This is a genomic window from Frigoribacterium sp. NPDC087798 (assembly GCF_044742985.1).
Lineage (GTDB): Bacteria > Actinomycetota > Actinomycetes > Actinomycetales > Microbacteriaceae > Frigoribacterium.
In genome coordinates this window covers 73,585-86,752 of sequence record NZ_JBIUVP010000005.1, presented here as the reverse complement: position 1 = coordinate 86,752, position 13,168 = coordinate 73,585, and the positions used below count along the sequence as shown (strand labels likewise).

Genomic DNA, 13,168 nt, shown 5'->3' with positions numbered 1-13,168 from the left:
CATGGACCAGGAGGCGCGGCTCGTCACGGTCGACCACGCCTGGTCGGGCCGGTGGTCCGGTCGCAGCCTGTTGCGCCTCGACGCCCACGGCGTGGTCTTCGCCGGATCGGCCGACGCGCACGACGCCGACACCCTGGCCGGCGCCGAGCTGCCCCACGTGCCGGGCACCGTGCTGGCCCCCTTCACCGACTCGCACGTCCACCTCGGCCTGATCGACGCCACGCAGCTGCCCGTCGGCGGCATCTCGCGGGTCGTCGACCTCGGGTGGGACCCGACGGTCGCCTCCGGCTGGCTCGGCCGGTCCGGTCGCGACGGCTGGCCCGAGGTGGCGATCGCCGGCGGGTTGATCACGGCGCCGGGCGGGTACCCGAGCCGGGCGGGCTGGGCGCCGCCCCGCGCCTCCCTCCCGGTCGGCGGCCTCCGCGCCTCGACCCGGCTGCGCCGCGCGGCCCGGCTCGTCGAGCAGCAGCATGCCCTCGGCGCCTCGATCGTCAAGGTCGCCCTGAACTCCGACGTCGGCCCCGTCCTCGACGACGCGACGCTGGGCGCCGTCGTCGACGCCGCGCACGGGCTCGACCTGCCCGTGGTCGCCCACGTCCAGGGCGTCGGCCAGGCGGCACGCGCGGCCGACGCCGGGGTCGACCGGCTCGCCCACACGCCCTTCAGCGAACGGCTCGACGACGACCTCATCGCCCGGCTGGCCGCGTCCACGACGTGGGTGAGCACGCTCGACATCCACGGTCACGGTCTCGGTGGGGCCGCGCACGAGACGGCCGTCGACAACCTGTCCCGGTTCCGGGCCGCCGGGGGTCGGGTGCTCTACGGCACCGACCTCGGCAACGGCGACCTTCCGCTCGGGGTGAACGAACGCGAGCTGCGCGCGATGGGTCGGGCCGGCTTCGGGCTGGCCGGCCTGCTCGACGCCCTCGCCCCCGACGTCGCCGGGCCCACCGGCGGTGCGCGCCTGCCGTTCACCCGCGTGACCTGGATCGCCGACGCGCCCCGCGCCTCCGCGTCCTCCGACGAACGGGCCGCCTGGCTCGCCCGCGCGACCGCACTGACCGCCGACGAGCTGCTCGCCGTCGCCCTCGAGGAGAAGACCCGATGACCGATCCGCTCGCCTACCCCGTCGACTCCACCGACCCCGACGAGCAGGCCTCGGCGCACCCCGCCGGCCCGCTCGACGCCACCGACCCGCTGGCGTCGTTCGTCGACCGGTTCGTGCCGGCCGTCGACGTGGTGTCGTACCTCGACGGCAACTCGCTCGGGCGGCCCGTGACCGCCACGCTGTCGCGACTGTCCGAGTTCGTCGAGGGCGCCTGGGGCACGCGGTTGATCCGCTCGTGGGACGAACGCTGGATGGCCCTGCCGACCGAGCTCGGCGACCGCATCGCGGCGGCCTGCCTCGGTGCCGCCCCGGGCCAGACGGTCGTGGCGGACTCGACGACCGTGCTGCTCTACAAGGCGATCCGTGCGGGCTTGCGGGCTCGGCCCGACCGCCACGAGATCGTCATCGACGACGACCAGTTCCCGACCGACCGCTTCGTCGTCGAGGGCATCGCCCGCGAGCACGGGGCCACGATCCGCTGGATCGCCGTCGACAAGGCGACCGGCGTGACCGTGTCGCAGGTGCGCGACGTCGTGGGGCCCGACACCGCACTGCTGCTGGTGAACCACGTGTCGTACCGGTCGGGCTGGCTGGTCGACCTGCCCGCGATCACGACGCTCGTGCACGAGGCGGGCGGTCTCGTGCTGGCCGACCTCTGCCACAGCGTCGGCGTCGTGCCGATGCAGCTCGACGACTGGTGCGTCGATCTCGCCGTCGGCTGCACCTACAAGTACCTGAACGGTGGGCCGGGAGCCCCCGCGTTCGTCTACGCCCGCGCCTCGCTGCTGCCCGAGCTCGACCAGCCGATCCAGGGATGGATGGGCGCCGCCGACGTGTTCGCCATGGCCGACGGATACCAGCCGGCGACCGGCATCCGGCGGTTCATCAGCGGCACTCCCCCGGTGATGGGCATGCTCGCGATGCACGACATGCTCGACCTCATCGACGAGGCCGGCATCGATGCCATCCGGTCGAAGTCGCTCGCCCTGACCGACTACGCCTTCGACCTCGTCGACGCCTGGCTCGTGCCGCTCGGGGTGACCGTCGCGACGCCTCGCGAACCGGACCGCCGCGGCAGCCACGTCACGATCACGCACGACTCGTTCCGGTCGATCGTGGCGCGGCTCTGGGAGGCCGGTGTCGTGCCGGACTTCCGCAACCCCGACGCCCTGCGCATCGGACTGTCGCCGCTCAGCACCTCGTTCGCCGAGGTGCGGATCGGCATCGCCGCGATCCGTGCGGCACTGCTCGCCGACTGAGCCCGCACGCGGTCGGACCGGACGCAGAACAGGCGCCGCCCGGGATGGGCGACGCCTGCTGCGTGGTGCGGGGGTGGGTCAGAAGTCCCAGTCCTCGTCTTCGGTGTTGACGGCCTTGCCGATGACGTACGACGAACCCGACCCCGAGAAGAAGTCGTGGTTCTCGTCGGCGTTCGGCGAGAGAGCGGACAGGATCGCCGGGTTCACGTCGGTCGTCTCCTTGGGGAACATCGGCTCGTAGCCGAGGTTCATCAGCGCCTTGTTGGCGTTGTAGTGCAAGAACTTCTTGACGTCTTCGCTGAGGCCGACGCCGTCGTAGAGGTCTTGCGTGTACTGGATCTCGTTCTCGTAGAGCTCGAAGAGCAGGTTGAACGTGTAGTCCTTGATCTCTTGCTTGCGCTCGTCCGAGGCGCCTTCGAGACCCTTCTGGAACTTGTAGCCGATGTAGTACCCGTGCACGGCCTCGTCGCGGATGATGAGGCGGATGAGGTCGGCCGTGTTGGTCAGCTTGGCGCGCGACGACCAGTACATCGGCAGGTAGAAGCCGCTGTAGAACAGGAACGACTCGAGCAGCGTCGAGGCGACCTTGCGCTTCAGAGGGTCGTCGCCCGTGTAGTAGTCGAGGACGATCTGGGCCTTCTTCTGCAGGTTGACGTTCTCGGTCGACCAGCGGAAGGCGTCGTCGATCTCGGGGGTCGACGCGAGGGTCGAGAAGATCGACGAGTAGCTCTTGGCGTGCACCGACTCCATGAACGCGATGTTCGTGTAGACGGCTTCTTCGTGCGGGGTGATCGCGTCGGGGATCAGGCTGATCGCGCCGACGGTGCCCTGGATGGTGTCGAGCAGCGTCAGGCCGGTGAAGACCCGCATCGTCATCTGCTGCTCTTCGGGCGTGAGGGTGTTCCACGACTGGACGTCGTTCGACAGCGGGATCTTCTCGGGCAGCCAGAAGTTGTTGACCAGCCGGTTCCAGACCTCGACGTCCTTGTCGTCGTGGATGCGGTTCCAGTTGATCGCACTGACCGACGAGATCAGCGGGACCGACTTGCCGGTGGCGTGGACCGGATCGGTGAGGGTCATGACGTGCCTTTCAGGAGCAGGAGTGTGAGTTCAGGAGGCGCGGGCCGGTCGTCGAGACCGGCCCGCGCCGGGTGGCGCAAGGACTCGAGGCGCAGGGCCTAGAGCATGCAGCTGACGCAGCCGTCGACCTCGGTGCCCTCGAGCGCGAGCTGGCGGAGGCGGATGTAGTAGATCGTCTTGATGCCCTTGCGCCATGCGTAGATCTGCGCCTTGTTGATGTCGCGCGTGCTCGCCGTGTCTTTGAAGAACAGCGTGAGCGACAGGCCCTGGTCGACGTGCTGCGTCGCCGCGGCGTAGGTGTCGATGATCTTCTCGGGCCCGATCTCGTAGGCGTCGGTGTAGTACTCGAGGTTGTCGTTCGTCATGAACGGCGCCGGGTAGTACACGCGACCGAGCTTGCCCTCTTTGCGGATCTCGATCTTCGACGCGATCGGGTGGATCGACGACGTCGAGTGGTTGATGTACGAGATCGACCCGGTCGGCGGCACGGCCTGGAGGTTCTGGTTGTAGATGCCGTGCTGCATGATGCTGGCCTTGAGCGCGAGCCAGTCGTCCTGCGTGGGGATCGCGACGCCGGCGTCGGCGAACAGTGCCGCCGCCCGCTCGGTCTCGGGCTTCCACTCGGTCTCGGTGTACTTGTCGAAGAAGGTGCCCGACGCGTAGGTCGAGTCCTCGAAGCCGCCGAAGGTGACGCCACGCTCGATCGCGATGGTGTTCGAGGCGCGCAGGGCGTGGAACAGCACCGTGTAGAAGTAGATGTTCGTGAAGTCGATCGCCTCGGGCGTGCCGTAGTGCACCCGCTCGCGGGCGAGGTAGCCGTGCAGGTTCATCTGGCCGAGGCCGATGGCGTGCGACTGGTCGTTGCCGACCTCGATCGAGCGGACCGACGTGATGTGGCTCATGTCGCTGACGGCGCTGAGGCCACGGATCGCGGTCTCGACGGTCTTGCCGAGGTCGGGAGCGTCCATCGACAGGGCGATGTTCATCGAGCCGAGGTTGCAGCTGATGTCCTTGCCGATCTCGTTGTACGAGAGGTCTTCGTTGAAGGTCGTCGGCGTGTTGACCTGCAGGATCTCGGAGCACAGGTTCGACATGTTGATGCGACCCTTGATCGGGTTCGCCTTGTTGACCGTGTCCTCGAACACGATGTAGGGGTAACCCGACTCGAACTGGATCTCGGCGATCGTCTGGAAGAAGTCGCGCGCCTTGATCTTGGTCTTCTTGATGCGCGAGTCGGCGACCATCTCGCGGTACTTCTCGCTGATCGCGACGTCGCCGAAGGGAACGCCGTAGACCTTCTCGACGTCGTACGGCGAGAAGAGGTACATGTCTTCGTTGTTCTTCGCGAGCTCGAACGTGATGTCGGGCACGACGACGCCGAGGGACAGCGTCTTGATGCGGATCTTCTCGTCGGCGTTCTCACGCTTGGTGTCGAGGAACCGCATGATGTCGGGGTGGTGTGCGCTGAGGTACACCGCACCGGCACCCTGGCGGGCACCGAGCTGGTTGGCGTAGCTGAAGCTGTCTTCGAGCAGCTTCATGACGGGGATGATGCCCGACGACTGGTTCTCGATCTGCTTGATCGGGGCGCCGGCCTCGCGGATGTTCGAGAGCGACAGGGCGACGCCGCCACCGCGCTTCGACAGCTGCAGCGACGAGTTGATGCCGCGCGAGATGGACTCCATGTTGTCTTCGATGCGCAGCAGGAAGCAGCTGACGAGCTCGCCGCGCTGGGCCTTCGCCGTGTTGAGGAAGGTCGGCGTGGCCGGCTGGAACCGGCCCGCGATGATCTCTTCGACGAGGTCGACGGCGAGCTTCTCGTCGCCCTGGGCGAGGCCGAGGGCGGTCATGACGACGCGGTCCTCGAAGCGCTCGAGGTAGCGCTTGCCGTCGAACGTCTTGAGCGTGTACGAGGTGTAGTACTTGAACGCGCCGAGGAAGGTCTGGAAGCGGAACTTCTTCGAGTAGGCGAGGTCGTTCAGCTTCTCGATGAAGGCGAAGTCGTACTGCTCGATGGTGGCGAGCTCGTAGTACTCGTTCTCGACGAGGTAGTCGAGACGCTCACGCAGGTTGTGGAAGAAGACCGTGTTCTGGTTGACGTGCTGCAGGAAGTACTGCTTCGCCGCCTCGCGGTCCTTCTCGAACTGGATCTCGCCGGACGGACCGTAGAGGTTCAGCATCGCGTTCAGGGAGTGGTAGTCCATCCCCGAGCTGAGACCCTGCCCCGGGGCGGCGATCACTTCGAGGTCATCGACTGCTGCGTCCAAAATTCTTCCAATCCTGTGTGTACGGCTTGTACGTCGTCTGGTGTTCCGAAGACTTCGAAACGGTAGAGAAGGGGAACGTCGCACTTGGCGGCGACGATGTCACCGGCCAGGCAGTAGCCCTCTCCGAAGTTGGTGTTGCCCGCCGCGATCACGCCTCGGATGAGGCGCCGGTTGCCCTCGTCGTTGAGGAACCGGATGACCTGCTTCGGGACGGCGCCTCGTCCTTCGCCGCCACCGTAGGTCGGCAGGACGAGGACGTAGGGGTCACGGACGTGGAGCGGCGGCTCGGACGGGAACAACGGGATGCGCCGGGCCGGCAGACCGAGCTTCTTGACGAAGCGGTCGGTGTTGCCCGAGACGCTCGAGAAGTAGACGAGTTCGTTCGTCATGACGAGTCCCCGCCTCCGACGTGGTGTGGGCCCGAGCCCCGGGTCATCCGACTGGTGGGGCGCTGTGCGCCGGGTCGACTAGTCGACCTTGGCGGCCAGCGCGGCGATCTTGTCGGGGCGGAAACCGCTCCAGTGGTCGTCGTCGGCGATGACCACGGGGGCCTGCATGTAGCCGAGGGCGCGGACCTTCTCGAGGGCGGCGTCGTCGGCCGTGACGTCGAGCACGTCGTACTCGATGCCCTTGTTGTCGAGGGCTCGGTAGGTGGCCGTGCACTGGACGCAGGACGGCTTGGTGTAGACGGTGATGGCCATGGGATCCCCTGTGTTCTGGCCGGCCCCTGAGGCCGGATCGGTGGTTCGTGAGCCTGCGGGTCGTGGTGCCCGTGGCGACTCCTCGATACTACATCTAGTGGCCCGGGGTTGCCCCCACAACTAGATGCGGTGTTACACGCCTGTAGTTCGTCTCGCAGAGTTGTCCACAGGGAACCGCACACGTTTTGCACAGAACGAGGGCGGTTCTCCCCGGTTCTGCGCCGTTCTCCACATGTTCGTCCCCACCACCGACACTCGTCGACGGATGTCCCCAGTTCGGGACCACGGCGTGTCGCGGACCGCGGACCCACTCGTAGACTTGTCCCCTCGTGAGCACCTATTCGACCCTGCTGAAGACGCCCGGCGTCTCGCGCATCATCGCGGCCCAGCTGACCGCGCGCTTCCCGTTCGGCATGCTGTCGCTCGCGTTCCTGCTGCACGTCGAGCACGTCCACCACTCGTACGCCGCGGCCGGTCTCGTCCTCGCCGCGACGAGCATCGGTCAGGCGATCTCGGGGCCGCTCACCAGCCGGTGGATGGGCCGCTGGGCGATGCGCCCCGTGCTCACCCTGACCCTGGTGGTCTGCCTCATCACGATGGTCACCTTCACCCTGTACGACTTCTCGGTGCCGGTGTTCATGGCGCTCGGCTTCGTGACGGGCCTCAGCGTGCCCCCCGTCCAGCCGGCCGTCCGCACCATCTACCCGAAGATGGTCACCTCGAACCAGCTCACCCCCCTCTTCTCCCTCGACGCGTCCGCGCAAGAGATCATCTGGGTCGCCGGTCCGGTCATCACGACCTTCGTCGGCACGCAGGTCGGCACGCGAGAGGCGATCTGGCTCGCGGCCGCGTTCCTGGTCGGCGGCGGCATCTGGTTCATCGCCTCGCCCGAGGTCGGACGCGTCCGCATCCCCCGCAGCAAGCGGGCCTTCGGCAAGGTGCTGGCCCGGCCGACCGTGCTGCTCGCGACCGTCGCCGGGTTCCTGCTCATCGGCGCCTGCGCCGCGGTCGAGGCCGGCGTCGTCGCGCTCTTCGGCGAGGGGAGCGCCGACTCGGGCATCGCCCTGGCGATCTTCGCCGCGGGCTCGCTGGTCGGCGGTCTCGCCCTCGGGCACGTCCCGGTCGGCCCGTGGGCGCTCGCCCGCCGCATCGCCATCGTGTTCGTGGGCATGACCCTCGCGATCTTCGCGACCGGCCTCTGGCCCATCAGCATCACGCTGCTGATCGCGGGCGTCGGCATCGCACCCGCCCTGGCCGTGATGTTCGCGATCGTCTCGTCGAGCGTGAAGTTCAGCGACACGGCCGAGGCCTACGGCTGGGCCGGCACCGGCCAGCTGATCGGCTCGGCCCTGGGTTCGGCCATCGCCGGCTTCGCGATCGACCACGTCGGCGGCCAGGGCGGGCTCATCGTCGCCGCCTGCTTCGCCTTCGTCGGCATGATCGTCGGGGCCGCGTTCCACAAGGCGCTGCCCGACCTCCGCGGCCGTGACGCCAGCCCCCTGCCCGACACCGAACCGGTGCCGGTCCAGACGAGCTGACCCGCGCCTCCTCGCCCATCGGTCGACGGGCCCGGCACGCACCGTTCACCGGACGGTCGCCCGCCGCGTGCGACACGCGTCGGGCGGTCGCTGGCAGAGTTGGGGCATGCCCTCCATCGACGTGCCCCAGATCACCCTCAACGACGGCCGCACGATCCCCCAGCTCGGCCTCGGCGTCTACAAGGTCGCCGACGACGAGGCCGAGCGGGTCGTCGAGACCGCCCTCGCCGAGGGGTACCGCCACCTCGACACGGCCGAGTTCTACGCCAACGAGCGGGGCGTGGGCCGGGCCCTGCGGGCCTCGGGCGTGCCGCGCGACGAGGTGTTCCTCACGACCAAGGTCTGGAACACCGCGCACGGCTACGACGAGACGCTCCGCTCGTTCGACGAGAGCCTGACGAAGCTCGGCACCGACCACGTCGACCTCTACCTCATCCACTGGCCGGCTCCGCGGCAGGACAAGTACGTCGAGACCTACCGCGCGCTCGAGACGATCCGGGCCGAGGGCCGCGCGCTCTCAATCGGCGTGAGCAACTTCCAGATCGCGCACCTCGAGCGCCTGATGGCCGAGACCGACGTCGTGCCGGCCATCAACCAGGTCGAGGCGCACCCGTGGTTGCAGCAACGCGAGCTGCGCGACTTCGACGCCACCCACGGCATCGTCACCGAGGCGTGGTCGCCGCTGGCGCGAGGGCGCATCCTGGACAACGCCGCCCTGGTGCGCATCGGCGCGAAGCACGGGGTCACCCCGGCCCAGGTGACGATCCGCTGGCACCTGCAGCAGGGGCTCGTCGTGATCCCGAAGTCGGTCACGCCGTCGCGCATCCGCGCCAACCTCGACGTCTTCGGCTTCGAGCTCGACGCCGGCGACCTCGCCGCCGTCGCGGGCATCGAGACGGGCGAGCGCACCGGGTCGCACCCCGACCACAACGGCTGACACGGGCGGGCGCCACCCCACCGGGCGATCGCCGACACCCCCGCAGGAGGCGCGGGTCCGGTCGGTCGCGCCCGGCACGTTACCGTGGACCGGCAACCCGTCGACGCAAGGAGCACCCCGCATGACCATCACCGCCGCAGCAGACGGATCGGCCCTCGGCAACCCCGGCCCCGCCGGATGGGCCTGGTACGTCGACGACGAGCGGTGGGCGGCCGGCGGCTGGCCGCGTGCCACCAACAACCAGGGCGAGCTCACCGCCGTTCTCGAGCTGCTGCGCGCCACGGCCGGAACCGACGACGACCTGCACATCCTGTGCGACAGCCAGTACACGATCAAGGCCTGCACCGAATGGATGCCCGGCTGGAAGCGCAAGGGCTGGCGGAAGGCCGACGGCAAGCCCGTGCTCAACGTCGAGATCCTCAAGGAGCTCGATGCCGCCCTGGCCGGGCGGAAGGTGCGCTTCGAGTGGGTCCGCGGCCACGTCGGCCACGAGATGAACGAGGCGGCCGACGTGCGGGCCCGGGGCGCGGCCACGGCGTTCCAGAACCGCACCGACGTGCCGTCCGGGCCCGGCTGGCCGGGGGCGCCGGTCGCCACGACCGACCCGATCGCGGCGCCGGCGACCCCGCCCGCGCCTCCGGCGACGCTCTTCTGACGCGCCCCGCCCGCACCGCACCGCACCGCACCGCACCGCACCGCGAATCGTGCACCGCACCTGATCTAGACGCGGTGCCGTGCACGAATCGCGGTGCCGCACCGCGCAAGGCAGGCAGCACCGCGCCGCGCAGCTACATCGAGGGGTGCGTGCTCGACAGCCCGCCGTCGACGACGAACTGGGCGCCGGTCGAGAAGGCCGAGTCGTCGCTCGCGAGGTGCAGGGCGAGCCCGGCGACCTCGTCGGGCTTGGCGAGTCGACCCCGCGGGCTCATCGCGCGAAACGCGTCGAGCACCTGCGGCTGGGCCTCGACCTGACGGCGGAACAGGGCGGTGTCGGTCGGGCCGGGGTGGAGCGAGTTGATGCGGATGTTCCAGCCCTCCTGGGCGGCGTGTGCGGCACTCGACCGGGTGAGCCCGACCAGCGCGTGCTTGCTCGCCGTGTAGGCCGCGTCGTCACCGAAGCCGAGGAAGGACGTCGCCGGAGCCAGGTTGATGATCGACCCGCCCTCGCCGTCGGGGTTCGCGCGCATCTGTTCGATGGCGAAGCGCGTGCCGAGCATGACGCCGGTGACGTTGACCGCGAAGACGCGGTTCCAGCTCTCGAGCTGGGTGACGTCGATCGACTGACCCGAGACGATGCCGGCGTTGTTGACCAGCACGTCGAGTCGGCCGTAGTGCTCGGCGATGCGGTCCATGACGCGCTTCCAGTCGCCGCCGTTGGCGACGTCGTGCTGCACGAACTCGGCCCCCGTCTCGGCGGCCACGGCCGCCCCGTCGACGATGTCGGTCGCGACGACCCGGGCCCCCTCGTCGGCGAACCGGCGGACGATCGCCTCGCCGATGCCCGAGGCTGCCCCGGTGACGATGGCGACTTTGCCGGACAGACGAGACATGGCGACCTCTTCGTGGTGGAACGCGGGTGGAGCTGGTCGGCTGCCGGGGTGGGGCGCGACCCTACGAGATTACCCCTCGACGGGTGACGGTCGGCTCCGCTCGGAGGCCGGCCCGACGGCCGTGACGGTCACGACGGCCTCGCCTCGCTCGTCGCTCGAGGCGAGGTCGACCACGGCCGAGATGCCGAAGTCGTGGTCGCCCTCGGGGTCGGCGAGGATCTGCCGCACCCGCCACACCGTGGGCAGTTGCTCGACCTGGAGCATCTGTGGGCCCCGGGCCGCGGCGTCCGTGCCGATGGAGTCGTACTCGTCGTAGTACCGGTCGAGGGCCTCGCCCCAGCGGTCGGCGTCCCAGCCCGAGCCCGCGTCGAGGGCCCCGAGGGCGTCCGCGTCGTCGCGGGCGGCGAGTTCGACGCGACGGAACAGCTCGTTGCGCACCATGATCCGGAAGGCCCGGGCGTTGGCGGTGAGGTTGCGGAGCGTCGGGGGCACGATCTCGTCGTGGGCCTCGAGCTCGCTCGGGTTCACCATCTCTTCCCACTCGTCGAGCAGGCTGGAGTCGACCTGCCGGACGAGTTCGCCGAGCCACTCGATGACGTCGACCAGCTCGTCGGTCTTCGCCTCGTCCGGCACCGTCTGCCGCAACGCACGGAAGGCGTCGGACAGGTAGCGCAGCACGAGCCCCTCGGAGCGGGCCAACCCGTAGAAGGCCACGAAGTCGCCGAACGTCATGGCGCGCTCGTACAGGTCGCGCACGACCGACTTGGGGCTGAGCGCGAAGTCGCCGATCCAGGGCTGCGAGGCCGCGTACGTCTCGAACAGGGCGGTCAACAACTCGTCGAGCGGCTTGGGCCAGGTGACCTCCTCGAGGAGTTCCATGCGCTGGTCGTACTCGATGCCCTCGGACTTCATCGCGGCCACGGCCTCGCCGCGGGCCTTGAACTGCTGCTGCGACAGGATCGGCCGGGGGTCGTCGAGGGTCGCCTCGACCACGGACACCATGTCGAGGGCGTAGGTGGGCGACTCGACGTCGAGCACCTCGAAGGTCGCCAGGGCGAAGGGCGACAACGGCTGGTTGAGGGCGAAGTTGGCCTGCAGGTCGACGGTCAGGCGGATGGTCGGAGCGCCTCCGTCGGGCGAGGCCTCTTGTACGACGACCTCGGCGGTGCGCAGCGTGCGGTAGATCGAGATGGCCTGCCGGGCCATGGCGTACTGCTTGGCGAGGGGCTCGTGGTTGTCGAAGACCAGCGAGCGCACGTTGGCGAAGACGTCGCCGCCGCGCCCGATGACGTTGAGCAGCATGGCGTGGGTGACCTGCATGTGCGAGGTCAGGGCCTCCGGCTCGGCGGCGATGAGCTTGGTGAAGCTGGGTTCGCCCCAGGACACGAAGCCGTCGGGCGCCTTCTTGCGGACGATCTTGCGCTTCTTCTTCGGGTCGTCGCCCGCCCGCTCGATCTGCTTGAGGTTGTCGATCTCGTGCTCGGGCGCCTGCAGCGTCACCGTGCCCGAGGTGTCGTAGCCCGCGCGACCGGCCCGCCCGGCGATCTGGTGGAACTCTCGCGCGCTGACCTGGCGCATGCGGGTGCCGTCGAACTTGGTCAGCGCCGTCAGCAACACCGTGCGGATCGGCACGTTGATGCCGACGCCGAGCGTGTCCGTGCCGCAGATGACCCGCAGCAGGCCGCGTTGCGCCAGTTGCTCGACGAGGCGACGGTACTTGGGCAGCATGCCCGCGTGGTGCACCCCGATGCCCGAGCGCACCAGGCGGTTGAGGGTCTTGCCGAACCCGGTGCTGAACCGGAAACCGCCGATCAGTTCGGCGATCTCGTCGCGCTGCTCGCGGCTGGCGACCTTGATGCTCGACAGCGCCTGCGCCCGCTCGAGCGCCGCGGCCTGGGAGAAGTGCACGACGTAGACGGGCGCCTCGCCGGTCGAGAGCAGTTCTTCGACCGTCTCCTGCACGGGCGTCTGCGCGTAGAAGTAGTGCAGCGGCACGGGACGCTCGACGCCCGTGACCCGAGCCACGGGCCGACCGGTGCGCCGAGCGAGGTCGTCGGTGATGCGGGTGACGTCACCCAGCGTCGCCGACATCAGCAGGAACTGCGCACGCGGCAGCAGCAACAGCGGCACCTGCCAGGCCCAGCCGCGAGACTGGTCGCCGTAGAAGTGGAACTCGTCCATCACGACCTGGTCGACGGCGGCGTCGGCCCCGTGCCGCAGGGCCAGGTTCGCGAGGATCTCGGCCGTGCAGCAGATGATCGGCGCGTCGGAGTTCACCGACGAGTCGCCGGTCACCATGCCGACGTTCTCGGGCCCGAAGAGCTCGACCAACGCGAAGAACTTCTCGCTGACCAGGGCCTTGATCGGGGCCGTGTAGTACGACCGCCCGCCCTGGCTCAGGGCGACGAAGTGGGCACCGGCCGCGACGAGCGACTTGCCCGTGCCGGTCGGCGTGCTGAGGATCACCGACGCGCCTCCGACGAGCTCCATCATCGCTTCGTCCTGGGCCGGGTAGAGGGGCAGCCCCCGCGACTCGGCCCACTCGGCGAAGGCCGTGTACGCCGCGTCGGCGTCGTACGAGTCGGCGCCCGGCGTCGAGGGGAGCAGGGCGGCGAGGGGGGCGACGGGAGCGGGCGACATGATGAGTCAACCCTGCACCATCCACCGGTCCGACGACGACGACCACGGACGGGTCGTCCGGCCGCGGGAGCGCGACGACGCCCCCGCG

Annotated in this window: 11 protein-coding genes; 5 read left to right on the top strand and 6 right to left on the bottom strand. The window is 69.3% G+C overall.

All coding sequences use genetic code 11. From position 1 onward, the window contains the following. The first annotated feature begins 1 nt into the window (after window position 1). Both ACIOSR_RS13120 and ACIOSR_RS13115 read left to right on the top strand, forming a co-directional pair. The gene (locus ACIOSR_RS13120) at window positions 2-1,108 is read left to right on the top strand and encodes an amidohydrolase (protein ID WP_402752844.1); all 1,107 of its coding nucleotides are present in this window, start codon (window positions 2-4) and stop codon (window positions 1,106-1,108) included. Beyond that, window positions 1,105-2,367 carry a kynureninase gene (locus ACIOSR_RS13115; RefSeq protein WP_402752843.1) on the top strand — a complete coding sequence of 421 codons (1,263 nt, stop codon included), beginning with the start codon at window positions 1,105-1,107 and terminating at the stop codon, window positions 2,365-2,367. The genes ACIOSR_RS13120 and ACIOSR_RS13115 overlap by 4 nt, the downstream gene beginning before the upstream one ends. A gap of 78 nt (window positions 2,368-2,445) precedes the next feature. On the opposite strand, the gene nrdF is transcribed toward ACIOSR_RS13115, so the two are convergent. The 4 genes from nrdF to nrdH form a co-directional block, all read right to left on the bottom strand. Continuing rightward, window positions 2,446-3,447, bottom strand: coding sequence for a class 1b ribonucleoside-diphosphate reductase subunit beta (gene nrdF / locus ACIOSR_RS13110; protein WP_056048952.1), 1,002 nt, complete (start codon window positions 3,445-3,447; stop codon window positions 2,446-2,448). A 98-nt stretch (window positions 3,448-3,545) separates the two neighbouring features. Next, window positions 3,546-5,651 carry a class 1b ribonucleoside-diphosphate reductase subunit alpha gene (gene nrdE / locus ACIOSR_RS13105; protein ID WP_123571747.1) on the bottom strand — a complete coding sequence of 702 codons (2,106 nt, stop codon included), beginning with the start codon at window positions 5,649-5,651 and terminating at the stop codon, window positions 3,546-3,548. A gap of 32 nt (window positions 5,652-5,683) precedes the next feature. Then, window positions 5,684-6,103, bottom strand: a complete 420-nt coding sequence (nrdI, locus tag ACIOSR_RS13100) for a class Ib ribonucleoside-diphosphate reductase assembly flavoprotein NrdI (RefSeq protein WP_056048957.1) — start codon at window positions 6,101-6,103, stop codon at window positions 5,684-5,686. A gap of 78 nt (window positions 6,104-6,181) precedes the next feature. Further along, the gene (nrdH, locus tag ACIOSR_RS13095) at window positions 6,182-6,415 is read right to left on the bottom strand and encodes a glutaredoxin-like protein NrdH (RefSeq protein WP_043596549.1); all 234 of its coding nucleotides are present in this window, start codon (window positions 6,413-6,415) and stop codon (window positions 6,182-6,184) included. Between the two features lie 329 nt (window positions 6,416-6,744). Between nrdH and ACIOSR_RS13090 the strand changes: the two genes are divergently transcribed. The 3 genes from ACIOSR_RS13090 to ACIOSR_RS13080 all read left to right on the top strand — a co-directional run bounded on the left by ACIOSR_RS13090 (window position 6,745) and on the right by ACIOSR_RS13080 (window position 9,545). Next, entirely contained in the window at window positions 6,745-7,953 is a 1,209-nt protein-coding gene (locus ACIOSR_RS13090; RefSeq protein WP_056048960.1) for an MFS transporter, read from the top strand. A 106-nt stretch (window positions 7,954-8,059) separates the two neighbouring features. Then, the gene (locus ACIOSR_RS13085) at window positions 8,060-8,890 is read left to right on the top strand and encodes an aldo/keto reductase (RefSeq protein ID WP_056048963.1); all 831 of its coding nucleotides are present in this window, start codon (window positions 8,060-8,062) and stop codon (window positions 8,888-8,890) included. Window positions 8,891-9,011: 121 nt separating this feature from the next. Continuing rightward, window positions 9,012-9,545, top strand: a complete 534-nt coding sequence (locus tag ACIOSR_RS13080) for a ribonuclease H (RefSeq protein WP_056048966.1) — start codon at window positions 9,012-9,014, stop codon at window positions 9,543-9,545. A 133-nt stretch (window positions 9,546-9,678) separates the two neighbouring features. On the opposite strand, the gene ACIOSR_RS13075 is transcribed toward ACIOSR_RS13080, so the two are convergent. Together ACIOSR_RS13075 and ACIOSR_RS13070 are read right to left on the bottom strand one after the other, a co-directional pair. Then, the gene (locus ACIOSR_RS13075) at window positions 9,679-10,440 is read right to left on the bottom strand and encodes an SDR family NAD(P)-dependent oxidoreductase (protein WP_043596555.1); all 762 of its coding nucleotides are present in this window, start codon (window positions 10,438-10,440) and stop codon (window positions 9,679-9,681) included. A gap of 69 nt (window positions 10,441-10,509) precedes the next feature. Further along, on the bottom strand, window positions 10,510-13,080 hold the full coding sequence (locus ACIOSR_RS13070) for an RNA helicase (RefSeq protein WP_082460602.1): 2,571 nt from the start codon (window positions 13,078-13,080) through the stop codon (window positions 10,510-10,512). Window positions 13,081-13,168 lie beyond the last annotated feature (88 nt).

Coding starts and splice junctions, on each gene's coding strand:
- ACIOSR_RS13120 (WP_402752844.1), top strand. CDS start 2: ATGGACCAGGAGGCGCGGCTCGTCACGGTCGACCACGCCTGGTCGGGC.
- ACIOSR_RS13115 (WP_402752843.1), top strand. CDS start 1,105: ATGACCGATCCGCTCGCCTACCCCGTCGACTCCACCGACCCCGACGAG.
- nrdF (WP_056048952.1), bottom strand. CDS start 3,447: ATGACCCTCACCGATCCGGTCCACGCCACCGGCAAGTCGGTCCCGCTG.
- nrdE (WP_123571747.1), bottom strand. CDS start 5,651: ATGGACTACCACTCCCTGAACGCGATGCTGAACCTCTACGGTCCGTCC.
- nrdI (WP_056048957.1), bottom strand. CDS start 6,103: ATGACGAACGAACTCGTCTACTTCTCGAGCGTCTCGGGCAACACCGAC.
- nrdH (WP_043596549.1), bottom strand. CDS start 6,415: ATGGCCATCACCGTCTACACCAAGCCGTCCTGCGTCCAGTGCACGGCC.
- ACIOSR_RS13085 (WP_056048963.1), top strand. CDS start 8,060: ATGCCCTCCATCGACGTGCCCCAGATCACCCTCAACGACGGCCGCACG.
- ACIOSR_RS13080 (WP_056048966.1), top strand. CDS start 9,012: ATGACCATCACCGCCGCAGCAGACGGATCGGCCCTCGGCAACCCCGGC.
- ACIOSR_RS13075 (WP_043596555.1), bottom strand. CDS start 10,440: ATGTCTCGTCTGTCCGGCAAAGTCGCCATCGTCACCGGGGCAGCCTCG.
- ACIOSR_RS13070 (WP_082460602.1), bottom strand. CDS start 13,080: ATGTCGCCCGCTCCCGTCGCCCCCCTCGCCGCCCTGCTCCCCTCGACG.